Below are 22360 nucleotides of genomic sequence, written 5' to 3'. Positions count from 1 at the left end.
CGGCTTTGTGGCGAGGATAAAGCCCCGCGATCATTACAAATCGCGTGATTGCCTTCATCCGCGCATTAGGCCAAGATCGGAACGAGCCTTGCGCGTCAGTTTCGCCGCCACCAGACCGTGACTTTCCCTTAGATAGTCACACAACGCCGCATCATCAACTGATTCGCCCGTTTGCCGCTGGATCCACTTCATTCCGCGCGAGGCGAGATAGGGTGCTGGACGGCACCCCGGCTGCTCGCTCAGAATGTCGAAGGCGATGTCGGACACCTTGAACGTGACCGCAAGCCCCGCCGTGTCGCTCCATCCGGCAATGGCGAAAACCTTCTCGCCGACCTTCCAGACATGCGCCCCGCCCCATTGCACCACGTGGTTCGTGGCGGGGAGCGAAGCGCAGAAGGCGTTGTAGTCGTCGAGCGTCATGAGATCCTGCGGCGTCGAACGAGGTGTTACGTGGCGTCCGCGCCCTCGATCGCCTCGCGGCTGGTGATGACGCGATCGACCAGACCCCAGTCCTTCGCCTCGTCGGCGCTCATGAAATGGTCGCGATCAAGCGTCTGCTCGACTTCCTCATAGGTGCGGCCGCAATGTTTGACATAGACCTCGTTCAGCTTGCGCTTCATCTTGAGGATGTCCTTGGCGTGGCGCTCGATGTCCGATGCCTGGCCCTGGAAGCCGCCCGAGGGCTGGTGCACCATGATGCGGGCGTTCGGCGTGGCAAAGCGCATGTCCTTGTGGCCGGCGGCCAGCAGCAGCGAGCCCATCGAGGCGGCTTGGCCGATGCACAGCGTCGAGACAGCCGGCTTGATGAACTGCATCGTGTCGTAGATCGCCATGCCGGACGTGACGACGCCGCCCGGCGAATTGATGTAGAGCGCGATTTCCTTCTTCGGGTTTTCGGCCTCAAGGAAGAGAAGCTGCGCGCAGACGAGCGTGGCGATATGATCCTCGACCGGACCCGTCAGGAAGATGATGCGCTCCTTCAGGAGGCGTGAATAGATGTCGTAGGAACGCTCGCCGCGGTTGGTCTGCTCGACGACCATCGGCACCAGAGCCATGGCGGTATCTACGGGATTTCTCATGTCAATCCTTCATCGGTGTGGCCCTGAAACCCTTCGCAAACGTTGGGAATCAGCAAGTTTCGTCTTCCCTACATAGAGTGTGAGGGTGGCGGACTTCAAGACAGGTGCGTGTTTTGCGGCGCTCTATGCGAGAATGCAGTTAACTGACGCAACGGGCGGCAGCGATTTCCACAACCGAACCGCCGGCAAGGTGAAGGAAGGGTAAATCGCTCCCAGGCCTTGCCTCCTCCCGGTGATCGTCTGCACTATATCTCCCTCCAGTGGAGGTAGCCATGATGAAACGATCTCTCGTCGCCCTCGGGCTTCTTTTCCTGACATCGGTCGGGGTATCCGCCCAGCAGGCGTCCGACAGCGTCGCGCCGGAGCGCGCAACCGGCCTTGCGGCGGCGAAGGTCGTCACCGCGAAGGCCCATATGGTGGCGGCCGCCCACCCGCTCGCGGCCGAGGCCGGCGAAAAGGTTCTTGCGGACGGCGGCAGCGCAATCGACGCCATGATCGCCGTCCAGACCGTGCTCGGCCTTGTCGAGCCGCAATCCTCAGGCCTCGGCGGCGGCGCCTTTCTCGTCTACTACGATGCCGGGACCGGCCGGCTCACCACGCTCGACGGCCGCGAGACCGCGCCGATGGAGGCAACACCCAGGCTCTTCCTCGACGAAAAGGGCGAGCCGCTGAAATTCTTCGACGCCGTCGTCGGCGGGCGCTCCGTCGGCACACCCGGCACCGTCATGCTGATGCAGGAGGCGCACAACCGCTGGGGCCGCAAGCCCTGGAAGGACCTCTTCGTCCCCGCCGAAACGCTGGCCCGCGACGGTTTTTCCGTCTCGCCGCGTCTTGCCGGCCTGATCGCCACCGAGGGGGACCGGTTGAAGACCTTCGAGACGACAGCCGCCTATTTCTTCGGCGCGGATGGCGCGCCGCTGAAGGCCGGCAGAATCCTCAAGAATCCGGCCTATGCCGAGACGCTTTCGGCCATCGCCGGTGGCGGTGCGCCGGCCTTCTACACCGGCACTATCGCCCAGGGCATCGTCGATACGGTGCGCAGTTCCGGCAAGAATGCCGGCGTGCTCTCGCTCGCCGACCTTCAGAACTACCAGGTGAAGGAGCGCCGGCCGGTCTGCACCTCCTACCGCGCGCTTGACGTCTGCGGCATGGGACCGCCCTCCTCCGGCGCAGTCGCCATCGGCCAGATGCTCGGCATGCTGGAAAATTTCGACCTCAAGGCACTCGGCAAGGACAATGCCGAAAGCTGGCGGCTGATCGGCGACGCACAGCGCCTCGCCTTCGCCGATCGCGAACGCTACCTTGCGGACACGGATTTCGTGCCCGCCCCGATCAAGGGGCTTCTCGACAAAACCTATCTCGGCGAGCGGGCCAGGCTGCTAGACGGCGACAAGGCACTTGCCGAAGATGCCGTGACGGCGGGCAAGCCCGAATGGGACCACGCCTTCGACTTCGGCCGCGACGCCGCACTCGAACTGCCCTCCACCAGCCATTTCGTCATCGTCGATGCGGCAGGCAATGTGGTCTCCATGACGACCACGATCGAGAACGGCTTCGGCTCGCGGCTGATGACCGGCGGTTTCCTGCTCAACAACGAACTCACCGACTTCTCCTTCAAGACCCATGACGAGGGCATGCCGGTTGCCAACCGCGTGGAGCCCGGAAAACGCCCCCGCTCCTCCATGTCCCCCACCATCGTGCTGAAGGATGGCAAGCCCGTGCTGGCCATCGGCTCTCCCGGCGGCAGCCAGATCATCGGCTACGTCGCCGAGGCGCTGATCGCCCATATCGACTGGGGCATGGATGTCGGCCAGATCGTCGCCATGCCGCATCTCATCAATCGATTCGGCCCCTACGACCTCGAAGCCGGCACCGCAGCGGAAAAACTCGCCGCGCCTCTGAAGGCGCTCGGCTACGAGGTGAAGGTGGGCGAAATGAACTCCGGTCTGCACGCCATCGCCATCTCAGCCGGCGGCCTCGCCGGCGCTGCCGATCCGCGGCGTGAAGGTGTTGCCGTCGGGAAATGATCAGACGAGCCGCACCGGCCCGTCGTAGTCGGCGACGCGCGCGTCCGCCGTCAGCAACAGCAGGCCCTCATATCTCGCCTGTGCGATAAGAATGCGGTCGAAAGGATCACGATGCAGGGATGGCAGGTTCGCCACGGCGATGGCATGGCCTGCAGCGATCGGCAGTTCGATGTAACCGTTGTCGACCAGGCCCCGCCGCAGGCGTCCGGCATCCGCTTGAAAATCCGGGCGGCCGAGGCTCGATTTGATGACCACCTCCCACAGGCTCGCCACGCTGAAGTGGAGGGCGTTGTCCGGATCCGCCATCAGCGCCATCGCGGTGCCGCTCAGCCGCTCCGGGCTTGCCGCCGCCCAGAGCAGCAGGTGTGTGTCGAGGAGCAGCTTCATTCGTCACCGGAAAACTGGCGGGTGATTTCATCCTCGCCCATCCGGTCGAAATCGTCAGGAACCGTCAACTGCCCGCGCAGAAAACCGAAACGGCTCACCCTCCCCTCATCCGGCGCATCGAGCGGCACGACCTTGACCATCGGCTTGCCCGCCTTGGCAATAACGAAGCTTTCCCCTTTCGCCGCCTGCTCGACAAGGCGCGAAAGATTGGTCTTCGCATCGTGAATGTTGACCGTCCGCATCGCCATCTCCATGGACTTAGTTTATCAAACTTAGTTCACAGTCATGAACAAATCAAATTCCGGTTTCACCCGGTGCCGGAATACGCTACCGGTCTTTGATGACCACGACACATATCCCCTTCCTGTCCATCGACCCCGCCAGCCGCCGCGTTTCGCTCGACGGCCGTAATCCCGATTTCTACCGCGATCCGAACCCTGTCTACGCGGCGCTGCATGCGCACTGTCCCACCTTCTGGTGGGAAGAGCAGAAGATGTGGTATTTCACCGGCTACGACCATGTGAACGGCCTCCTGCGCGACCGTCGCTTCGGCCGGCAGATTTTGCATGTGGCGACGCGCGAGGAGCTGGGCCTGCCGGAGCCGCAGGCGCATCTCGCCCATTTCGACGCTGCCGAGGCCTGGTCTCTGCTCGAACTGGAACCGCCGGAGCACACACGGCTGCGCACCCTCGTCAACCGCGCCTTCGTCTCGCGCATGATCGAGAAGCTGACGCCGGAGATTTCCGCGCTCTGCCACGAAGCGATCGACCGGTTCGAGAAGGACGGGAAGGTCGAACTGCTCGCCGCCTTCGCCGATATCCTGCCGGTGACGATGATCGCCCGCATGATCGGCATTCCCGACGAGATGGGGCCGCAGCTCCTGAAATGGTCGCATGCCTATGTGCGCATGTACATGTTCGGCCGCACGCCGGAAGACGAGATTATCGCCGACAAGGCGGCCGAGGAATTTTCCGACTATGTGCGCAGCGTCATCGCCGAGCGCCGGGCGGAGCCGCGCGACGACCTGCTTTCGCATATGGTGCACACCGAGCACCGCGGCCAGCTTCTCACCGAAGACGAGCTGATCTCGACGACCATCGTCCTGCTCAATGCCGGCCACGAGGCGACGGTGCACCAGATCGGCAATGCCGTACGCAGCATTCTGGAGAACGGCGCCGATCCCAAAGTGATTTTCGCGGATGAGAAGGCGACGGAACGCACGGTCGAGGAATGCCTGCGCATTTCCGCCCCGGTGCACATCTTCGACCGTTTCGCGCTTGAAGATGTCGAACTCGACGGCATCCATTTCCGCCGGGGCGACAAGGTGGCCATGATTCTCGCCGCCGCCAATCTCGACCCGAAGAAATTCACCGATCCCCTCGCCTTCAAGCCGGATCGCAACGAAGGCGCCAACCTCTCCTTCGGCGCCGGCATCCACTTCTGCATCGGCGCGCCGCTCGCAAGGCTGGAACTCAACATCGCCCTGCCGATCCTCTTCCAGCGCCTGCCGGGGCTGAGGATCGCGAAAGAGCCCGTGGTGAAGGACGTCTATCACTTCCACGGGCTGGAGGCGCTGGAACTGGCGTGGTGAGGTCCGGAAACCCTAGACGCGGATGACGTAGTCCTTGCGAGTCGTTTCAACGACTTCCCAGGTTCCCCTGAAGCCGGGTCTCAGGATCAGGCGGTCGCCGGCCTTCAGGTGCGTGGCCTCGCCATCTTCCGATACCAAGATCGAATATCCCTCGAGGATGTGGAAATACTCCCACTCGTCGTACTGGACGCGCCATTTTCCCGGCGTCGATTGCCAGATGCCGGCATAGATGCCGCCGTCGGCTTCCTCGATGTTCCAGGTGGTGAAGACCGGGTCGCCGGAGATCAGCCGGTCGGCGGCCGGGCGGCCCTCTTCGGGTGTGATGCCGGAGACATCGAAGGATTGCGTGCTGCTCATGGATCTGTCCGCCTGCTGAAATGGGCCGCCTGCTGAAATGGCGCGGGCGGCCCGCTAAGATTCACGCCTTGGCCAACGACTGCTCGATGTCCGCGATGATGTCCGCGACATCCTCGATGCCGATCGACAGGCGCACGACATCGGGACCGGCGCCGGCAGCCACCTGCTGCTCCTCGGTGAGCTGGCGATGGGTAGTCGAGGCCGGGTGGATGACGAGGGAGCGCGTGTCGCCGATATTGGCGAGGTGCGAAAGCATTTCCAGACCCTCGACAAAGCGCTTGCCCGCTTCGTAGCCGCCCTTGAGGCCGAAGGTGAAGACGGCGCCGGCGCCCTTGGGCGAGTAGCGCTGCTGGGTGTCATGATTGGGATCGTCCTCAAGGCCCGCATAGGTGACCCAGGAGATTTTTTCATGGCCCTTCAGCCACTTGGCGACGGTGAGCGCATTGTCGCAATGGCGCTGCATCCTGAGCGGCAGGGTTTCGATGCCAGTCAGGATCTGGAAGGCGTTGAAGGGCGAGATGGCAGGGCCGAAATCGCGCAGGCCCAGAACCCGGCAGGCGATGGCGAAGGCGAAATTGCCGAATGTGGCGTGCAGCACCATGCCGGCATATTCCGGACGCGGCTCGGAGAGCGCAGGGTACTTGCCGGAGGCAGTCCAGTCGAAGGTGCCGCCATCGACGATGACACCACCCATGGAATTACCGTGGCCGCCCATGAACTTGGTCAGCGAATGCACGACGATGTCGGCACCGTGCTCCAGCGGGCGCACGAGATAGGGTGTCGCCATGGTGTTGTCGACGATGAGCGGCAGGCCGTGGCGGTGCGCCACTTCGGCAATGCCGGCGATATCCACGAAGGTGCCGCCCGGATTCGCCAGGCTCTCGATGAAGATCGCCTTGGTCTTGTCGTCGATCTGGCTTTCGAAGGAGGAAAGATCGGCCGTATCGGCCCAGCGCACATGCCAGTCGAAACTCTTGAAAGCATGGCCGAACTGGTTGACCGAGCCGCCATAGAGCCGGCGTGCGGCGATGAAATTGTCGCCCGGGCGCATGATCGTGTGGAAGACGAGAAGCTGGGCGGCATGGCCCGAGGCGACGGCAAGCGCCGCCGTGCCGCCTTCGAGCGCCGCGACGCGCTCCTCGAGCACGGCCTGGGTCGGGTTCATGATGCGGGTATAAATATTGCCGAAGGCCTGGAGGCCGAAAAGCGAGGCAGCGTGGTCCGTGTCGTTGAACACGAAGCTCGTGGTCTGGTAGATCGGCGTGGCGCGCGCGCCCGTCGTCGGGTCCGGCTGGGCGCCGGCGTGGATGGCGAGCGTTGCAAATCCGGGCTTGTTCTTCGTCATGAAATGGCCTCCCTGGCTGAAGTCGGGCGCACTATTTCAGAGAGCTAAGAGCCGGTCAAAGAAAGATTTTCCGGAAAAGCACGGGTGCGGCGATACGCGTTGCGCCGATGGCGAATTACGCGACGAGACGGGGATACTCGATCGCCGGGCAACGATCCATGACCACCTTCACGCCCGCGGCCTCCGCTGCCGCCGCCGCCGCGTCATGGCGCACCGAGAGCTGCCCCCAGATGACCTTGGGTAGCGGATTCAGCGCCAGCACCTCCTCCACGACCGACGGCAACGCATCCGCTGCGCGGAAAACGTCGACCATGTCGATCGGCTCGACGATATCGGCAAGACGGCCGACGACGGGCTGGCCGAGGATTTCCTTGCCGGCCTGGCCGGGATTGACCGGGATGACGCGATAGCCCTTGCGCAGCAGGAAGGCCATGACCCGGTGGCTGGGGCGCTCCGGATTGGGTGAGGCGCCGACGAGCGCAATCAGCCTGGTCGAGCGCAGGATGTCGGCGATGTAATAGTCCGGATAGGAATCATGGTTCATGCGGCTACCCCGTTTTGCTGCCGGAGAATTGGGGTAACGTTGCGTGAAGTCAATATGCGCGGCGCTCAGGAGGCCTTGAGCATCAGCACCGGATATTCCGTCACGGGGCAGCGATCCATGACCACCCGGATGCCAGCAGCTTCCGCCCGCGCGGCGGCGGCATCGTCGCGCACCGTGAACTGGCCCCAGAGCACGGAGGGACGCGGGGCGAGCGCCAGCACCTCGTCGACGACGGCAGGGAACTGGCTTGCCGCGCGAAAGACATCGACCATGTCAATCGGCTCCGCAATATCGGCGAGATGCGCATAGACCCGCTGGCCGAGAATGGTCTTGCCGGCATGGCCGGGATTGACGGGGATGACGTGATAGCCCTTGCCGAGCAGGAAGCCCATCACGCCGTGGCTCGGCCGACCATCGTTCGGCGAAGCGCCGAGCACCGCGATCGTGTGCACGGATCCGAGAATGTGGCGGATGTAGCTGTCGGGATAGTGATCGTGGTTCATCGCTGCCTCCTCCGGCGTTCGCGACCGTCTCTCACATGTCTTCCTGCCCGTCAGACTAGCGCAGAACCTTAAAGAACACGACCACGCCGGAGCAGCCGTTCAGCCACCGCTTGTGCCATTGTGGGTCAGCTTCGGCCGGTTTGCCGCTAAACCCGCGAGAATCCCGATTGCAAATCGGTGAAATTGCGCAGATGAAGAACCGAGCCCCTCCCCCCAATGGCCTGCCCTTCGAGGTCCCAGATTGCCGTTAGACGTTCTTTTTCTCGTGCTGTTCGGCGCGGCACTTCATGCCGTCTGGAATGCCCTCGTCAAATCCGGCACGGACAAATCGCTCGACGCGGCCATGGTCTCGCTCGGCGGCGGCATGGTCGGCCTTGCCTTCCTGCCCTTCGTGCCCATGCCCAACCCGGCGGCCTGGCCCTTCGTGCTCACCTCGGCCGCCTTGCAGTTCGCCTATTTCCAGCTCGTGGCCGCAGCCTACCGGGCCGGCGACATCGGCCTCGTCTATCCGCTGATGCGCGGCGCCGCGCCTCTCCTAGTCGCAATGACAAGCGGCATCGTCCTCGGCGAGCATCTGACACCGGGGGCGATGGCCGGCGTTCTCGTCATTTCCGTCGGCGTGCTGACGCTCGCCTTCGAATCGCGCCACGGCAGCCGGCGGGCCATCGTCTATGCACTGGCGAATGCCGCCGTCATCGCCACCTATACCTTCGTCGACGCTGCCGGGGCGCGGGCTTCCGGCAACGCCGTGTCCTATACGCTGTGGATGTCGCTGCTGCCGCCGGTGCTGCTCTTCGGCTGGGCCGTCGCGCGGCGGGGCAGCCGACCGGTCTGGACGCATGTGCGGCGCAACTGGGCGCGCGGCCTCTTCGGCGGCGCCGGCTCCATCGCCTCCTACGGCCTTGCCCTCTGGGCGATGACCAAGGCGCCGGTGGCCACCGTCGCGGCGCTGCGCGAAACCGCCATCCTCTTCGCCCTCCTCATCTCGGTCTTCATTCTCAAGGAAAAGGCCAGCATCTGGCGCTACATCGCCGGCGCGGTGATCGCGGCGGGCGTGCTGGTGCTGAAGCTGGCTTAGCAGCTACTCAAAGCCAAATTCAGCCTTCATAATCCCAAACAATTGGCGGGCCGCTTCCTCGTCCAATTGAAACGTTTGGCTCATCTTGCCAACACCCTGCCGGCTGGAACGCCCATAAGTTGATATTTAAACAAGCTTTCGACCATCGTAGTTTTGAACAAACAGCTTTGCATCAACTTCATCGTGAAGCTGAAGGCGGTCCATTTGGTCGCGCTGAAAATGTGTAATCCGGGCCACTACTTCTGCCTCCACTCCGGCATGCGCTTGCCGAGAAAGGCGCCGATCCCCTCTTTCGCATCGTCGACGAGCATGTTGTCGACCATTGCCGCGACGGCGACGTCGTAGGCTTCGGCGAGCGGCAAGCCGGCCTGGGCGCGGAAGGCGGCCTTGCCGATGCGCAGGGCCTGCGGCGACTTCGAGGCGATGACGGCGGCGTATTTGTCGACGACCTGGCGCAGGTATTGCTGCGGCACGATGCGGTTGACGAGGCCGAAATCCTTGGCCGTCGAGGCGTCGATCGTCTCGCCGGTCAAAAGCATTTCCATCGCCTGCTTGGGGTGCGCGGCGCGGGTGACGGCGACCATCGGCGTCGAGCAGAACAGCCCGATATTGACGCCGGGCGTGCAGAAGGTCGAGGTGTCCGTGCAGATGGCGAGATCGCAGCTTGCCACGAGCTGGCAGCCGGCGGCCGTGGCGAGGCCGTCAATCTCGGCAACGACGGGCTGCGGCAGCGCGGCGATCTTCAGCATGATATCGGCCGCCATGCGCATGGTCTTTTCGAAGAAGGCGCGGCCGCCGTCTTCATCCGTACGGCGGGCGGTCATTTCCTTGAGGTCATGGCCGGCGGAAAAGACTTTTCCGGTCGAGGCGAGCACGACGACGCGGGTGGCCTCGTCACCGGCCACGACATCCAGCGCGTCGCCAAGCGCCTCCATGACGGCAATCGAGAGGGCGTTGGCGGGCGGATTGTTGAGCGTGATACGGACGACCGGTCCCTGGCGCTCGATGCGCACCAGCCCGGCTGGTTCCTCTTTCCTGAACGACACCACATCCGCCATGATCGCCTCCATTCTGTTTCATCTGCGGTCCTACGCCTCGCGAGAGACGGTTTCAAGCGCGGCGACATAGACTTTGAGAGGGCTTGCTCCCCGGCACAAACCGGTCTGTAAACGCAGGGCAGACGAAGGAGAACGCCGTGAACCTGACGCCCATCATGGACCGGGACGCCCTGAACCGGTTCCTCGAAACCGATTTTCCGCAGATCCACACGGACGGAAAGGTTTTCGACGTGACCGAGGTCAGGTCCGGTACGGTCGTCATGCGACTAGATCCGAACGAGCGGCACCTGCGCCCCGGCGGCACGGTCTCCGGCCCCACCCTGTTCGCGCTGGCGGACGTTGCGGCCTATTGCGTCGTGCTGGCGCATATCGGCCCCGTGGCACTCGCCGTCACGACCAGTCTCAACATCAATTTCCTGCGCAAGCCCGAACCCGGCCCCCTCTCCTGCACCTGCCGGCTTCTCAAGCTCGGCAAGCGGCTGGCAGTGATCGAGGCGTCGATTTTCGGCGCGGATGGCGAAGATCTGGTTGCCCACGCCACCGCGACCTATTCGATTCCACCGTGATAATTTGCGGTATCAAAATACCTCAAATACAAGCCATTGTTTTCATTAAGATATCTTTGATGGCGCCCGGATCACATCCCTTGACGCCCCATCGGCTCTCGCTTATAAGCCGCACCAGATCGCGGTCCCCTCGGGCCGCGTTCGATTTTTGGCATCCACAGGGTGCCAAACCAAGCAACAAGAAACGCCCGTCGCCCAAAAAGCCTCGGGATCGCAAAAGAAAGACATCTCCCATGGCAACCTTCGTACAGAAGCCCGCCGAGGTAGAAAAGAAGTGGATCCTCATCGACGCCGAAGGCCTCGTTGTCGGTCGCCTCGCTACCCTCATCGCCAATCGCCTGCGCGGCAAGCACAAGGCAACCTTCACGCCCCACGTTGACGACGGCGACAACGTCATCGTCATCAACGCCGACAAGGTCGTCTTCACCGGCAAGAAGTACTCCGACAAGAAGTACTACTGGCACACCGGTTACCCGGGCGGCATCAAGGAGCGTACGGCTCGCCAGATCATCGAAGGCCGCTTCCCGGAGCGCGTTCTCGAAAAGGCTGTCGAACGCATGGTTCCGCGCGGCCCGCTCGGCCGTCGCCAGATGAAGAACCTGCGCGTCTACGCCGGCTCCAACCACCCGCATGAAGCCCAGCAGCCCGTCGCCCTCGACGTCGCCAAGCTGAACAGCAAGAACACAAGGAGCGCCTGATAATGGCCGACCTCTCCTCGCTCAAGGACCTCGGCGTCGCCGCTGCAGCTCCGGCCGCTTCCGCCCCGGTTCACGTCAAGAAGGTTGACGCCCAGGGCCGTTCCTACGCCACCGGCAAGCGCAAGGACGCCGTCGCCCGCGTGTGGGTCAAGCCGGGCTCCGGCAAGATCACCGTCAACGGCAAGTCGTTCGAAGCCTATTTCGCACGCCCGGTTCTGCAGATGATCCTGCAGCAGCCGATCGTCGCAGCTGCCCGTGACGGCCAGTTCGACATCGACGCCACCGTCGCCGGCGGCGGCCTCTCCGGCCAGGCCGGTGCCGTTCGTCACGGCATCTCCAAGGCACTGACCTACTTCGAGCCGGGCCTGCGCTCGGTCCTCAAGAAGGGCGGCTTCCTGACCCGCGACTCGCGCGTCGTCGAACGCAAGAAGTACGGCAAGGCCAAGGCCCGTCGTTCGTTCCAGTTCTCCAAGCGTTAATCGCTCGGAAGACTTGTTCTTCAGGAAAGGCCGGGGTTCGCCCCGGCCTTTTCGTTTTTCAGCGCGAAACCCCTTGCCTTCAAGATCGCGATTGGCGAACGTCCCGCCAGAATTCGGAGGGACATACATGGCCAACAAGACGATCGACCACGCCATCACCGCCAAGACGCTGAAAAGCGCCGCCTCGGACCCGACCCATGCGGGCATCCTCTCCTTCATGCGCCGGCGCTACACGAAAGTGCTTAAGGACGTCGACGCGGTGGTCTGGGGCATCCCCTTCGATGCCGCAACTTCCAACCGGCCGGGCACGCGCTTCGGGCCGCAGGCGATCCGCCGCGCCTCTGCCATCATGGACAACGACCCGCAATATCCCTTCGAGCGCGACCTCTTCGAGGACATGGCCGTCATCGACTACGGCGACTGCCTGCTCGACTACGGCAACCACCACAAGACGCCCGGCACCATCGAGCGCGAAGCCAAAAAAATTCTCAAATCCGGCGCCTATATGCTGACGCTCGGCGGCGATCATTTCATCACGCTACCGCTGCTGCGCGCCCATGCGGAAAAATACGGCCCGCTCTCCCTCGTCCAGTTCGACGCGCATCAGGATACCTGGGCGGACGAGAAAGGCCGCATCGACCACGGCTCCTTCGTCGGGACGGCCGTGCGCGAGGGGCTGATCGACCCCGAAACCTCGATCCAGATCGGCATCCGCACCCATGCGCCCGAAGATTGCGGCATCCGCATCCTCTATGGCTACGACGTCGAGGAGATGAGCGCCGGTGCGATCGCCGATGCGATCGTGCATCACGTCGGCGATCGTGCGACCTACCTGACCTTCGATATCGACTGCCTCGATCCCGCCTTCGCCCCCGGCACCGGTACGCCCGTTTCGGGTGGCCCGTCGAGCGCGAAAATCCTGTCGGTCCTGCGCAAGCTCGGCGCGCTCAACATCGTCGGGTCCGATGTGGTCGAGGTCGCGCCGGCCTATGACCATGCGGACATCACGGCCATCGCCGCTTCCAACATCGCCATGTACATGCTGGGGCTGCACGCCGAAGCGCTCGCCGAACGACGCTGAAAACAGCACATTGAATGCGACGGACCAAGGGGCTATATCGGCCGGAAACCGCTTTCCGCAGGCGGCGACGCAAAACCGTCGCACGGTTCTGCTGGAATGCTTTCAGGCTTCTTGAAGGATTGGATTGCAGATGAAACCGAAGATCTTCATCGATGGCGAACACGGCACAACGGGCCTGCAGATCCGCACGCGCATGGCCGGCCGCGACGATGTCGAGCTGCTCTCCATCCCCGAAGCCGAGCGCCGCAATGCCAAGCTGCGCGAAGACCTCCTGAACAGTGCCGACGTTGCCATCCTCTGCCTGCCGGACGATGCGGCGAAGGAAGCCGTCGCCATGGTTGCCGGCAACAATTCCGTCCGCATCATCGACACCTCGACGGCGCACCGCATCCACCCCGACTGGGCCTATGGCTTTGCCGAGATGGACCGCGAGCAGCCGAAAAAGATCGCCGGCGCCCGCCATGTCGCCAATCCCGGCTGCTATCCGACGGGCGCGATCGGTCTCCTGCGTCCGCTGCGCCTCGCCGGCCTGCTGCCCGAGGACTATCCGGTCACGGTCAACGCCGTCTCCGGTTACACGGGCGGCGGCAAGCAGATGATCGCGCAGATGGAAGAGGCAGGCCACCCTGATCCCATCGACGCGCCGCACTTCCTTTATGGTCTGCCACTGAAGCACAAGCATGTGCCGGAAATGCAGGTGCACGGCCTTCTTGCCCGCGCCCCCCTCTTCTCGCCGTCGGTCGGAAAATTCCCGCAGGGCATGATCGTGCAGGTGCCGCTCTATCTCGCCGACCTCAACGACCACGCCTCGCTCGGCTCGATCCACGAGGCGCTGGTGGAGCATTATGCCGGCCAGGATATCGTCGAGGTCGTCGACCTCAAGGAAAGCGCCAACCTCGCCCGCGTCAACGCCGTGGAACTCGCCGATACGGACCGCATGAAGCTCTACGTCTTCGGCACCGCAGGTGCGCCGCACGTCAACCTCGTCGCCCTGCTCGACAATCTCGGCAAGGGCGCTTCGGGCGCGGCCGTGCAGAACATGGACCTGATGCTGAGGGGATGAGCAGCAGCCTGCCGCCCTTCCCCGCCGAATGGCGGATCGAAAATGCCGAGCCGATCGCCGATACCGTTGCCGGCAGCGTCTATGACGTGACGCTCGCCGGGGGTGTCTCAGCTATCGTCAAGCACCTGAAGCCGAAGGTTCTGGAAGACAGCCAGCGCGGCGCGGATTTTTTGGCCTGGCGCGACGGCGTCGGCTGCGTGAGGCTTCTTGCCCGCACCGGCACGATGCTGCTGATGGAACATGCCGGCAGGACGACCTTGCGGGACCATCTTGAAGCCCAAGGCGATGCGGACGCGACCCGCATCGCCGCGGAGGTGCTTCTCGCGTATCACCGCCCCTCCGAGACGCCACCACCGACGAGCCTGCAACCGCTGCCGCGCTATTTCGCAAGCCTCTTCGACAAGGCCGAACGGGACCGCCGGGAGGGCCTCGCAGGCCCGTTCGCCGAAGCGGCGGACATGGCCGAGGCGCTGATTGCCGACCAGCGGGACATCAAGCCCCTGCACGGCGACCTGCATCACGAGAACATCGTCTACGGCCCGCGCGGCTGGCTCATCATCGATCCGGCCGGGCTGATCGGCGATGCGGCGCTCGATGTCGCCAACATGTTCTCCAACCCGCTCGACCGTTTCGACCTCAACCGCAGCGAGGAACGCATCGCCGCGATGGCCGGTGTCTTCGCCGAAACGCTCCAGCGCGATGTCCGCACCATCCTGCGCTACGCCTTCGCCTATGGCTGTCTGTCGGCGGCCTGGCATGACGAGGGCGGCGACACGGAAGAGTGCGACAACGAGCTTGCCGTTGCCACCGCCATCCGCACTGTCCTCGGACAGGCCTGATCAGTCGTCCGCGATCTCCCGCGGATATTCACCGTAGAACCCGCGCCAATGGGCAATGGCGAAGCCGAGAACGACCAGCGCTCCGCCCTGGTGCGCCAGCGCCCAGCCGAGCGGCACCTGCCAGATCAAAGTCAGGATGCCGATCGTCGCCTGGAGACAGACGAGGCCGAACAGCACCAGCGCGCGGCGGGCATGCGTCGTTTCCGGCGCGGCGCGCAGCGAGGCGATCATGTGCATGACGACGAGGGCAAAAAGCACGTAGGCGCCGATGCGATGGACGAACTGTACCGTCTTGGGGTTCTCGAAGAGATTGATCCACCAGGGCTGCTGCACGAAGAGGCCGCCGGGCACGAGGGCGCCGTCCATCAGCGGCCAGGTGTTGTAGGTGAGGCCCGCGTCGAGGCCGGCGACGAGCGCACCAAGATAAATCTGGAAGATCGCCATGCAGGCGATGATGCCGGCCATGCGGCGAGAACGGTCCGTCGGCGCGGCATCGTCGCTGTGCGGCGAGAGCGCGCGCATCAACCATGCCGTCCAGGCGAAGATCAGACAGGCGATGGTGAGGTGCGTGGCGAGCCGGTACTGGCTGACCGAGACACGTTCGGCAAGGCCCGACGAGACCATCCACCAGCCGATGAAGCCCTGAAAACCGCCGAGCGCCAGGAGACCGACCAGCGGCCAGCGCAGCTTCCTCTCGATCCGGCCGGTCAGCCAGAAGAAGGCGAGCGGCACGGCGAAGACGAAGCCGATGGAACGGGCGATCAGCCGGTGGGCCCATTCCCACCAGAAGATCGTCTTGAACTCCTCGACGGTCATGTCCTTGTTGACCTGCTGGTACTGCGGAATGCGCTTGTAGAGGTCGAACTCCTCCTGCCACTCCACGTCGGTGAGCGGCGGCACGACACCGTGGATCGGCTTCCACTCGGTGATGGAGAGGCCCGATTCGGTGAGCCGCGTCGCGCCGCCGACAAGCACCAGCACGAACAGCGTGAACAGCACGAAACCGAGCCAGCGGCGTACCTGGCGGCGGTCGCGGTCAATCCTGTCCGTGTCACTGGGGCTGCGGTATGCGGTCGCGGTCGTGGCGCTCATCGTCTCGGCTCCTTTTCCGGAATGGCGGGCCGGCCGCCGTTCCGGTTCCTTTCTCGCGTCCTTCCGGGTGCAAAACCGCGCGCGCGGCTTCAGCGGGAAGGACTGTGGCGTTGATTTGCCTGACCGGCCCGTGCAAAACAAGGCCCGAACCTTTGCGGCATGCCGTCGCGCCATTTTGCCGCTACCCAATCGAAAGACTGCCTATGCCCCCTCGCCTCCGAAAACTGATCGGCACGATCCTGATCATCATCCTCGTGCTCGTCTATGCGCTGGTCGCGACCACCATTGCCGCCGCAACGCTTGGAGAAGCGCCCTGGTATATCCACCTTCTCTACTTCACCGTGACCGGCCTTTTGTGGATCCTGCCGGCCATGCTGATCATCAAGTGGATGGAAAAGCCCGGCAAGCCGCGCGACGAATAGGTCATTTTTCAAGATGGGCGGCAAGGCCGGTGGGGTACAGCTCCACGCCGGCCGGCAGCGCTAGCGGATAGAACCAGCGTGCTGTCCAGATGGAGCGGTCATGCTCGACGAGCGTGATCTCGGGCCGCCGATAGAGGCTTTCGTCGAGCAGGTAGATGTTCACGGCGAAAACGAATTCGTGGCCCTGCGCGCCTTCATGCCAGAAGATGTTCTCGAAGGTCGTCCATGGCCCATCTATGGCGATCTCGCAACCGAGCTCTTCGCGGAACTCACGGGCAAGCGCCTGCTCCCGTGTCTCGCCGAATTCGATGGAGCCGCCGGGCGGGCGCACACCCTTGACCGTGCAGTCGTCGCGCGTCACTTCCGCCGCCAGCAGCCGGCCGGCGTGCCAGGCAAGGCCCAGCACCTTCACGTGGATTTTCTGCGGCGGCCGCCAGGTCTGCATGGGCTCCTCCTGCCGGTGGGCGCTCCGCCCACTGTTCCCGTTATCGACTTGCTAACCGCTCCGGCCGATTTCACGGGGCATACCGGGCAGGGTCAGCGGATGTAAACCAATTGCGCAAGCCTAGCGCCTATGGTGTCGCTGCGGCAACCGAATGCACGAAAGCCAGGTATGGGAGCGATGCAACTCCATTTCCAGATCATGCCGTCCGAGCACGACCTTGCACACGGCAATCTGGCGCCGAGCGAGAGCGGCGGCCAAGCACGTTCACCGATGCCGCTGTCGATACGCCTGCACGAACAGATGGAACCGGTGGAGGCCGGCTGGCGGGCACTCGAAACGGAAAACGCGCTTTCGCTCCACCAGAGCTACGACTGGTGCCGTTCCTGGGTGGAAAGCCATGCCTGCAGGCTTCTGATTGTCGAGGGCTTTTGCGCCGGGTGCACGCATCTCCTGCTGCCCTTCGAAATCGTGCGCCGCGGGCCGATCCGCATCGCCCGCTTTCTCGCCGCCCCGTTCAGCAACATCAATACGGGCCTCTACTCGCAGGATTTCCGTACCCTTGCCGCCCCGCCCCGGCTTCGGCAGGCGCTTGAGACGGCGCGCAGCCAGCTTGCCCGGCACTGCGACATCCTCCTTCTGGAAAACATGCCGCTCGACTGGCGCGGCGAAGCCAGCCCCTTTTCCGATCTGCCCGCGGTGCTGAACCAGAACGCCGCCTTCCAGATCGAGCTCTTCGCCGATTTCGAACGCACGCTGGCGCAGGTCAATGCCCGTCGCCGCCGCAAGAAGTTCCGCGCCTCCGAACGCCGCCTGATGGCGCTTGGCGGCTACGAACACGTCATCGCCGAGGCCGGCGCGGAAAGCCGGGCATTGCTCGAAACCTTCTTCCAGCAGAAGGCCGCCCGTTTCGACGCCATGGGCCTGCCGGACGTCTTTCGCGACGAGAGCACACGGAATTTCTTCCGGCGACTGGTATCCGTACCCGAAGCGGACGGCAGCTACCCGCTGCAGCTCCACGCCGTGCGCCTCAGGGGCGAGAATGACGGCCGTATTGCTGCGATTGCCGGCCTGTCGCGCAAGGGCGACCATGTGATCTGCCAGTTCGGCTCGATCGACGACACGATCGCCGCGGATGCCAGCCCCGGCGAGTTCCTGTTCTACCTTGCGATCGGCAAACTGTGCGGTGAAGGCGTGCGCCTGTTCGACTTCGGCATCGGCGACCAGCCCTACAAGCGCTCCTGGTGCACGATCGAGACGCGGCAGCACGACCTGCTCTGGCCGACGACGCTGGCCGGCGCGACGGTCGCCGCGCTGCACCGGGCCAAGGCCGGCGCGAAACGACGCATAAAACAGAGCCCGCAGGTCTATGCCTTCCTGCAACGCCTGCGCTCCGGCAAGACGGCGCGTCCGCACGAGGACAGTGTGGACTGACCGCCTTTACGCCGCCCGGCGGCCCGGATAGCGCGGCGGCTCGGCTCCCTCTCCCGTCATCAGCATGACCTCGCTGTAGCCAGCCTCGCCGAAGGCATCGATCAGTTCGACGATCTCGTCCTCCTCGGCCCCCGGAAGCGAGAGGAGAACATCCGTCTCCTGGTCGCGCGTCAGGCGCCGCACGCCCTCCACGTCGGCCGGGCCGCATTCGACGATCACCGTGTCATAGGCGTCGGCGAACGAGGAAATGACCATCGCCAGCCGGTCGATGCCGCGCATGGCGCGCTTGATATTGGCATTGCCGCGCGGAATGATGTGCGCTCCGGACAACCGGTCGCCATGGATGATGTCACCGAAGACGGCATCGCCGACGAGGAGATCGGTGATCCCCGGCATGTGGGCGGATTCGGCCATCAGACGCGTCGGGCAGGCAGAACCGGTCAGGTCGATGACCAGCGTCTTGCGGTGCTCCTCAGCAATACGGCGCGCCAACATGACGGTGGCGGTCGAACCACGGTCGCCGGAGGGCGAGACGGAGATCGCGACGGAAATGTTGTTCTCGATCATATAGCGGGCGACGGCGGCAATCGAGAACTCGACTTCCTCTTCCTCTTCCTCAGGCTCCGGCTCGTCGAGCAGCAGATCGTCTTCGCTCTCATCGGCCAGCATCTCCTCCTCGTCCGGCTCGATATCGGCCAGCAGCGATTTCGTGGGGGTCTCGGCATCACGGACCGGAACATGGTCGAAGCGGGCAACCGGATCGCGGCGCACGACGGGCGTCTTCTGGATCACGGGCTCTTCCGCTGCAGCCTCCGGCTCGAGCGCATCCTCGACAACCTCTTCCTCGCGCCGCAGCGGCATCGCCGCGGCAGCACCGACCGGCTTCAGCGCGCGGCCGCTGAAAAGTTCGGCGAGGAGAATGGCGATCGCGCTCAGCATGAAGCCCGCAACGCCGCCGACGACGGTGATCGGCACGATCTTCGGGAAGGCCACCTCCGTCGGCTCGACAGCGGCCGAGATGATGCGGGCATCGGCCGGCGTGGAACCGCTGTCGGTGCGCGAGGTCGCCTCGCGGTAGCGGGCGAGATAGGTTTCGAGCAGCTGGCGCTGGGCGGTCGCCTCGCGCTCCAGCGCCTTGAGGCCGACTTCGTCCTCGCCGGCGCGCGCGCTGTTCGCCTTCACCGTGTTGAGCTGCTGCAGGAGCTGGGTTTCACGCAGCTGGGCGGTCTTGGCCTCGTTTTCGAGGCTCGACAGGATCTTCTGCGTTTCCGACTTGATCTGTCCGCGGATGCCGACGAGCTGCGAGCGCAGCCCCTTCAGACGCGGATGGCCTTCGAGCAGCGAGGTGGAAAGGTCGGAGATCTGCCCCTGGATCTGCGCTTCGCTTTCCTTCAGGCGCTGGATCATCTGCGAGCCGACGACATCGCTCAGCGTGTCGGGTGCGCCGCCGGTCTTGAGCACGGCGCGCACGCTTTCGGCCCGTGCCTCCGCATTGGCGCGCTCGCCGCGCACGCGGGCAAGTTCCGTCGAGATGTCGGTGAGCTGGCGCGCGGCGAAGTTGGAGTTCTCGCCGGTCGGCAGGAGATCGGACTGCGAGCGATACTCGGCAACCTTCTGCTCGGCCTCGCGCACCTTCTCGCGCAGGTTGGCGATTTCCGGCTCCAGCCAGCGCGTCGCCTCGGAATTGGTGTCGAGTTTCGCCCCGCTCTGCAGCGAGAGGTAAACCTTTGCCATCTCGTTGGGGATTTCAGCGGCCAGGCGCGGGTCTTTCGAGGAGAACTCGATGCCGATGACGCGCGAGCGCTCCACCTGATAGACGGCGAGCTTGTCGGTGAATTCCTTCAACACGCGCTCTTCCGGTTCGATGTCGAGCGGGCTTTTCTTCAAGCCCGAAAGAACGAGCAGGTCGGAAATGGCAGAGGGTTTTGCCGCCGGGTCGAACTCTTCCAGTTCATAGAGCTTCATGTTGCGCGCGACCTGCTTGATGAGGTCGGCGGATCTGAGGAGCTGGACCTGGCTGGCGATGCCGAGTTCGTCGAGCGCCGGCTGCGGATCGCGGCCCTGCGTGCGGTCGGAGCCGGTCGTGAAGGCCGGTTCGCGCGTTTCGATGAGAAGGCGTGCCTCGCTCTTGTAGCGAGGCGTGACCAGGCTGGCGCCGGCAAAGGCAATGCCGGCGCAGGCGACCGTGGCCAGCAGCACGCGCATGCGGTTGCGCCAGATCGCGCCGAAAAGGCCGCCAAGATCGATATCGACATCCTGCTGGCTGTTTGCGCCCGACATATCCCAACTCCAAACACCACGATTTCCGCGCAAGGTAAACAAACATGGTAACGCAAGGGTTAATTATCGGCGGTTGTCTTGCCCTTCCCTCTCACCACCCTTGCGAAAAAAATCCGCGTCCTCCTGCCCATCCTTGCTGCGCCTTTACCAGCCATTAACCCTAACGGATCGATAACGGGCTCCAGACTTCTGATTCCGGGATTGGGTAAAGCGAATGACATTCGCAACGATCAATAAGGGCATGCTGCTTGCGCTGGCGCTCATCGTGCCGGCCGTCGCCGGCTGCAGCGGCTACCGCCCCGCCCCAAAGGCATTCCACGAGGCAACCATTCAGCCCTACCGCCTCGACAGCGGCGACAGGCTGCGCATCACCGTCTTCGAGCAGGCGGGCCTCAGCAACACCTATTCGATCGATCAGGCCGGTTATGTCGCCTTCCCGCTCATCGGCGCAGTGCCGGCACGCGGCCAGACGATCCAGGAACTGGAGCGCGTCATCGCGACGAAGCTCAAGCAGGGATATCTGCGCGACCCGGACGTCTCCATCGAGGTCGACCGCTACCGCTCGATCTATGTCATGGGTGAAGTCGGCCAGGCCGGGCAGTACAGCTATGTCGCCGGCATGACGATCCAGAACGCCATTGCCGTGGCCGGCGGCTTCTCTCCGCGCGCCAACCAGGGCGATGTCGACGTTACCCGCAAGATCAACGGCAAGATTCTCACAGGCCGTGTGTCCATCTCCGATCCGGTGCTGGCCGGCGACACGATCTATGTCCGCGAACGGCTGTTCTAAGCACAATGGCGGACGATGGGCCCCTGCGCATCATTCACTGCTTTCGCTCCCCTATCGGCGGGATCTTTCGCCATGTGCGCGATCTCGCCGAGTTCCACGCGAAGGCAGGCCATGACGTCGGAATCGTCTGCGACAGTCTCACCGGCAGCTCCTACGAGGACGGCCTCTTCGATGAAATCCGCCCCTATCTCTCGCTCGGCCTCACGCGCCTGCCGATCAGCCGGTCGATCAGCCCGCGCGACATCGGCGCGTTCTGGAGCAGCTATCACGAAATAAAAAGTTTGCAGCCGGATGTCCTGCACGGGCACGGCGCCAAGGGTGGCGCCATTGCCCGGCTCATCGGCTCAGCCCTGCGGGTCAACAGGTATCGCGTAGCCCGCCTCTATTCGCCGCATGGCGGCAGTCTGCACTACAATCGCCGCACGGCTACCGGCATGGCGATTCTCACCGCCGAGCGCCTCCTGGAAAGGCTCGGCGATGCGCTCGTCTTTGTCTGCGACTACGAGCGGGAGGCCTATGCCGCCCGTGTCGGCCGACCGCACGTCAGGGCGGAGCGCATCTACAACGGCATCCACGACCGCGACTTCGAGCCCGTCTATTCCCGTGAGGACGCCGTCGACTTCCTCTATATTGGCATGCTGCGCGACCTGAAGGGCCCCGATGTCTTCGTCGAGGCCTTCGCCCGCACGGAGCGCCGGATCGGCCGTCCGCTTTCCGCCCTGATGATCGGCGACGGACCGGACAAGGCGAAATACGAGGACATGATGCTGCGCATGGGCCTCGGCCGGCGCATCGGCATGCTGCCGGCCATGAAGGCGCATGACGCCTTCGCGCTCACGCGCAACGTCATCGTGCCTTCACGCGCCGAGGCCATGCCCTATATCGTGCTGGAAGCGCTCGCCGCACGAAAGCCGGTCATCGCCACCCGCGTTGGCGGTATTCCTGAAGTGCTCGGTCGCGACAGCATTGCCCTCACGGAACCGGGCGATCCAGACGGCCTCGCCGCCCTGATGGCCCGGGCCATCACCGATGCGGACTGGCCGCGCAGAGTGATGCCCGAACCGACGGGGTTCAAAGCGTCCTTCTCCGCCTCCACCATGTCCGGCGCCCTGCTCGACCTCTATCGTGACATCCTCACCCGGCAGACCGGCGGAAATCGGCACAGCACCTGACGCTGCGGCAACCGCAACGTAAACGTTTCTTAG

The 22360-nt window shown here is 64.1% G+C and carries 25 protein-coding genes; 13 read left to right on the top strand and 12 right to left on the bottom strand.

Annotated features, from left to right (window positions below; all coding sequences use genetic code 11):
* Nucleotides 1-54: 54 nt before the first annotated feature.
* Both K0P03_RS06230 and clpP read right to left on the bottom strand, forming a co-directional pair.
* Nucleotides 55-420 carry an MmcQ/YjbR family DNA-binding protein gene (locus K0P03_RS06230; protein WP_023513713.1) on the bottom strand — a complete coding sequence of 122 codons (366 nt, stop codon included), beginning with the start codon at nt 418-420 and terminating at the stop codon, nt 55-57.
* 26 nt (nt 421-446) lie between these two features.
* Nucleotides 447-1079: an ATP-dependent Clp endopeptidase proteolytic subunit ClpP gene (gene clpP, locus K0P03_RS06225; RefSeq protein WP_023513714.1), complete on the bottom strand. Its 633-nt coding sequence runs from the start codon at nt 1077-1079 to the stop codon at nt 447-449.
* Between the two features lie 275 nt (nt 1080-1354).
* On the opposite strand from clpP, the gene ggt reads away from it, so the two are divergent.
* The gene (ggt, locus tag K0P03_RS06220; RefSeq protein WP_272790453.1) at nt 1355-3106 is read left to right on the top strand and encodes a gamma-glutamyltransferase; all 1752 of its coding nucleotides are present in this window, start codon (nt 1355-1357) and stop codon (nt 3104-3106) included.
* On the opposite strand, the gene K0P03_RS06215 is transcribed toward ggt, so the two are convergent.
* Both K0P03_RS06215 and K0P03_RS06210 read right to left on the bottom strand, forming a co-directional pair.
* A complete protein-coding gene (locus K0P03_RS06215; protein WP_272789146.1) occupies nt 3107-3493 on the bottom strand; it encodes a type II toxin-antitoxin system VapC family toxin in 387 nt (128 codons plus the stop codon). It lies immediately after the preceding gene.
* Nucleotides 3490-3735, bottom strand: coding sequence for a type II toxin-antitoxin system Phd/YefM family antitoxin (locus K0P03_RS06210; RefSeq protein ID WP_130515026.1), 246 nt, complete (start codon nt 3733-3735; stop codon nt 3490-3492). Before K0P03_RS06210 ends, K0P03_RS06215 begins: the two co-directional genes overlap by 4 nt.
* Nucleotides 3736-3833: 98 nt before the next feature.
* Here K0P03_RS06210 and K0P03_RS06205 point away from each other — a divergent pair, with 98 nt between their 5' ends.
* Nucleotides 3834-5084: a cytochrome P450 gene (locus K0P03_RS06205; protein ID WP_272789145.1), complete on the top strand. Its 1251-nt coding sequence runs from the start codon at nt 3834-3836 to the stop codon at nt 5082-5084.
* A 12-nt stretch (nt 5085-5096) separates the two neighbouring features.
* Here K0P03_RS06205 and K0P03_RS06200 read toward each other — a convergent pair whose 3' ends face one another.
* The 4 genes from K0P03_RS06200 to K0P03_RS06185 all read right to left on the bottom strand — a co-directional run bounded on the left by K0P03_RS06200 (nt 5097) and on the right by K0P03_RS06185 (nt 7833).
* A complete protein-coding gene (locus tag K0P03_RS06200) occupies nt 5097-5441 on the bottom strand; it encodes a cupin domain-containing protein (RefSeq protein ID WP_272789144.1) in 345 nt (114 codons plus the stop codon).
* A gap of 61 nt (nt 5442-5502) precedes the next feature.
* Entirely contained in the window at nt 5503-6786 is a 1284-nt protein-coding gene (locus K0P03_RS06195; protein ID WP_272789143.1) for an O-acetylhomoserine aminocarboxypropyltransferase, read from the bottom strand.
* 115 nt (nt 6787-6901) lie between these two features.
* Nucleotides 6902-7330: a CoA-binding protein gene (locus K0P03_RS06190; protein ID WP_023513734.1), complete on the bottom strand. Its 429-nt coding sequence runs from the start codon at nt 7328-7330 to the stop codon at nt 6902-6904.
* A gap of 65 nt (nt 7331-7395) precedes the next feature.
* Nucleotides 7396-7833, bottom strand: a complete 438-nt coding sequence (locus tag K0P03_RS06185) for a CoA-binding protein (RefSeq protein ID WP_272789142.1) — start codon at nt 7831-7833, stop codon at nt 7396-7398.
* Nucleotides 7834-8074: 241 nt separating this feature from the next.
* On the opposite strand from K0P03_RS06185, the gene K0P03_RS06180 reads away from it, so the two are divergent.
* A complete protein-coding gene (locus K0P03_RS06180) occupies nt 8075-8911 on the top strand; it encodes an EamA family transporter (RefSeq protein ID WP_050743014.1) in 837 nt (278 codons plus the stop codon).
* Between the two features lie 236 nt (nt 8912-9147).
* Here K0P03_RS06180 and K0P03_RS06175 read toward each other — a convergent pair whose 3' ends face one another.
* On the bottom strand, nt 9148-9969 hold the full coding sequence (locus K0P03_RS06175; protein WP_272789141.1) for an enoyl-CoA hydratase: 822 nt from the start codon (nt 9967-9969) through the stop codon (nt 9148-9150).
* A 137-nt stretch (nt 9970-10106) separates the two neighbouring features.
* Between K0P03_RS06175 and K0P03_RS06170 the strand changes: the two genes are divergently transcribed.
* The 6 genes from K0P03_RS06170 to K0P03_RS06145 all read left to right on the top strand — a co-directional run bounded on the left by K0P03_RS06170 (nt 10107) and on the right by K0P03_RS06145 (nt 14695).
* Nucleotides 10107-10535, top strand: a complete 429-nt coding sequence (locus K0P03_RS06170; RefSeq protein ID WP_272789140.1) for a PaaI family thioesterase — start codon at nt 10107-10109, stop codon at nt 10533-10535.
* A 233-nt stretch (nt 10536-10768) separates the two neighbouring features.
* Nucleotides 10769-11233: a 50S ribosomal protein L13 gene (gene rplM / locus K0P03_RS06165; protein ID WP_023513729.1), complete on the top strand. Its 465-nt coding sequence runs from the start codon at nt 10769-10771 to the stop codon at nt 11231-11233.
* 2 nt (nt 11234-11235) lie between these two features.
* A complete protein-coding gene (gene rpsI, locus K0P03_RS06160; RefSeq protein WP_023513728.1) occupies nt 11236-11712 on the top strand; it encodes a 30S ribosomal protein S9 in 477 nt (158 codons plus the stop codon).
* A gap of 127 nt (nt 11713-11839) precedes the next feature.
* On the top strand, nt 11840-12793 hold the full coding sequence (speB, locus tag K0P03_RS06155) for an agmatinase (RefSeq protein WP_023513727.1): 954 nt from the start codon (nt 11840-11842) through the stop codon (nt 12791-12793).
* Nucleotides 12794-12923: 130 nt separating this feature from the next.
* Nucleotides 12924-13856: an N-acetyl-gamma-glutamyl-phosphate reductase gene (gene argC / locus K0P03_RS06150; RefSeq protein ID WP_023513726.1), complete on the top strand. Its 933-nt coding sequence runs from the start codon at nt 12924-12926 to the stop codon at nt 13854-13856.
* Entirely contained in the window at nt 13853-14695 is an 843-nt protein-coding gene (locus tag K0P03_RS06145; RefSeq protein WP_272789139.1) for an aminoglycoside phosphotransferase family protein, read from the top strand. Before argC ends, K0P03_RS06145 begins: the two co-directional genes overlap by 4 nt.
* Here K0P03_RS06145 and K0P03_RS06140 read toward each other — a convergent pair whose 3' ends face one another.
* A complete protein-coding gene (locus tag K0P03_RS06140; protein WP_272789138.1) occupies nt 14696-15787 on the bottom strand; it encodes a COX15/CtaA family protein in 1092 nt (363 codons plus the stop codon).
* 203 nt (nt 15788-15990) lie between these two features.
* Here K0P03_RS06140 and K0P03_RS06135 point away from each other — a divergent pair, with 203 nt between their 5' ends.
* Nucleotides 15991-16209 (top strand): DUF2842 domain-containing protein, encoded by a 219-nt coding sequence (locus tag K0P03_RS06135; protein WP_023513723.1) that lies wholly within the window; start codon nt 15991-15993, stop codon nt 16207-16209.
* Between the two features lies 1 nt (nt 16210).
* On the opposite strand, the gene K0P03_RS06130 is transcribed toward K0P03_RS06135, so the two are convergent.
* Complete coding sequence (locus K0P03_RS06130; protein ID WP_272789137.1) at nt 16211-16654, bottom strand: NUDIX hydrolase; 444 nt, start codon at nt 16652-16654, stop codon at nt 16211-16213.
* Nucleotides 16655-16831: 177 nt separating this feature from the next.
* On the opposite strand from K0P03_RS06130, the gene K0P03_RS06125 reads away from it, so the two are divergent.
* Entirely contained in the window at nt 16832-18085 is a 1254-nt protein-coding gene (locus K0P03_RS06125; protein WP_272789136.1) for a GNAT family N-acetyltransferase, read from the top strand.
* Between the two features lie 6 nt (nt 18086-18091).
* On the opposite strand, the gene K0P03_RS06120 is transcribed toward K0P03_RS06125, so the two are convergent.
* The gene (locus K0P03_RS06120) at nt 18092-20365 is read right to left on the bottom strand and encodes a Wzz/FepE/Etk N-terminal domain-containing protein (protein ID WP_272789135.1); all 2274 of its coding nucleotides are present in this window, start codon (nt 20363-20365) and stop codon (nt 18092-18094) included.
* 241 nt (nt 20366-20606) lie between these two features.
* Here K0P03_RS06120 and K0P03_RS06115 point away from each other — a divergent pair, with 241 nt between their 5' ends.
* The gene (locus tag K0P03_RS06115; RefSeq protein WP_371260038.1) at nt 20607-21155 is read left to right on the top strand and encodes a polysaccharide biosynthesis/export family protein; all 549 of its coding nucleotides are present in this window, start codon (nt 20607-20609) and stop codon (nt 21153-21155) included.
* A 5-nt stretch (nt 21156-21160) separates the two neighbouring features.
* Complete coding sequence (locus K0P03_RS06110; RefSeq protein WP_272789134.1) at nt 21161-22327, top strand: glycosyltransferase family 4 protein; 1167 nt, start codon at nt 21161-21163, stop codon at nt 22325-22327.
* Nucleotides 22328-22360: the final 33 nt, after the last annotated feature.

The organism is Shinella sp. HY16, assembly GCF_028534175.1.
Classification (GTDB): Bacteria; Pseudomonadota; Alphaproteobacteria; order Rhizobiales; family Rhizobiaceae; genus Shinella.
This window is presented reverse-complemented; position numbering and strand designations above follow the sequence as displayed.

Bases quoted from the DNA above. Each gene is read 5' to 3' on its own strand.
- K0P03_RS06230 (WP_023513713.1), bottom strand. From the start codon at position 420: ATGACGCTCGACGACTACAACGCCTTCTGCGCTTCGCTCCCCGCCACG.
- clpP (WP_023513714.1), bottom strand. From the start codon at position 1,079: ATGAGAAATCCCGTAGATACCGCCATGGCTCTGGTGCCGATGGTCGTC.
- ggt (WP_272790453.1), top strand. From the start codon at position 1,355: ATGAAACGATCTCTCGTCGCCCTCGGGCTTCTTTTCCTGACATCGGTC.
- K0P03_RS06215 (WP_272789146.1), bottom strand. From the start codon at position 3,493: ATGAAGCTGCTCCTCGACACACACCTGCTGCTCTGGGCGGCGGCAAGC.
- K0P03_RS06210 (WP_130515026.1), bottom strand. From the start codon at position 3,735: ATGCGGACGGTCAACATTCACGATGCGAAGACCAATCTTTCGCGCCTT.
- K0P03_RS06205 (WP_272789145.1), top strand. From the start codon at position 3,834: ATGACCACGACACATATCCCCTTCCTGTCCATCGACCCCGCCAGCCGC.
- K0P03_RS06200 (WP_272789144.1), bottom strand. From the start codon at position 5,441: ATGAGCAGCACGCAATCCTTCGATGTCTCCGGCATCACACCCGAAGAG.
- K0P03_RS06195 (WP_272789143.1), bottom strand. From the start codon at position 6,786: ATGACGAAGAACAAGCCCGGATTTGCAACGCTCGCCATCCACGCCGGC.
- K0P03_RS06190 (WP_023513734.1), bottom strand. From the start codon at position 7,330: ATGAACCATGATTCCTATCCGGACTATTACATCGCCGACATCCTGCGC.
- K0P03_RS06185 (WP_272789142.1), bottom strand. From the start codon at position 7,833: ATGAACCACGATCACTATCCCGACAGCTACATCCGCCACATTCTCGGA.
- K0P03_RS06175 (WP_272789141.1), bottom strand. From the start codon at position 9,969: ATGGCGGATGTGGTGTCGTTCAGGAAAGAGGAACCAGCCGGGCTGGTG.
- rplM (WP_023513729.1), top strand. From the start codon at position 10,769: ATGGCAACCTTCGTACAGAAGCCCGCCGAGGTAGAAAAGAAGTGGATC.
- rpsI (WP_023513728.1), top strand. From the start codon at position 11,236: ATGGCCGACCTCTCCTCGCTCAAGGACCTCGGCGTCGCCGCTGCAGCT.
- speB (WP_023513727.1), top strand. From the start codon at position 11,840: ATGGCCAACAAGACGATCGACCACGCCATCACCGCCAAGACGCTGAAA.
- argC (WP_023513726.1), top strand. From the start codon at position 12,924: ATGAAACCGAAGATCTTCATCGATGGCGAACACGGCACAACGGGCCTG.
- K0P03_RS06145 (WP_272789139.1), top strand. From the start codon at position 13,853: ATGAGCAGCAGCCTGCCGCCCTTCCCCGCCGAATGGCGGATCGAAAAT.
- K0P03_RS06140 (WP_272789138.1), bottom strand. From the start codon at position 15,787: ATGAGCGCCACGACCGCGACCGCATACCGCAGCCCCAGTGACACGGAC.
- K0P03_RS06135 (WP_023513723.1), top strand. From the start codon at position 15,991: ATGCCCCCTCGCCTCCGAAAACTGATCGGCACGATCCTGATCATCATC.
- K0P03_RS06130 (WP_272789137.1), bottom strand. From the start codon at position 16,654: ATGCAGACCTGGCGGCCGCCGCAGAAAATCCACGTGAAGGTGCTGGGC.
- K0P03_RS06125 (WP_272789136.1), top strand. From the start codon at position 16,832: ATGCAACTCCATTTCCAGATCATGCCGTCCGAGCACGACCTTGCACAC.
- K0P03_RS06120 (WP_272789135.1), bottom strand. From the start codon at position 20,365: ATGTCGGGCGCAAACAGCCAGCAGGATGTCGATATCGATCTTGGCGGC.
- K0P03_RS06115 (WP_371260038.1), top strand. From the start codon at position 20,607: ATGCTGCTTGCGCTGGCGCTCATCGTGCCGGCCGTCGCCGGCTGCAGC.
- K0P03_RS06110 (WP_272789134.1), top strand. From the start codon at position 21,161: ATGGCGGACGATGGGCCCCTGCGCATCATTCACTGCTTTCGCTCCCCT.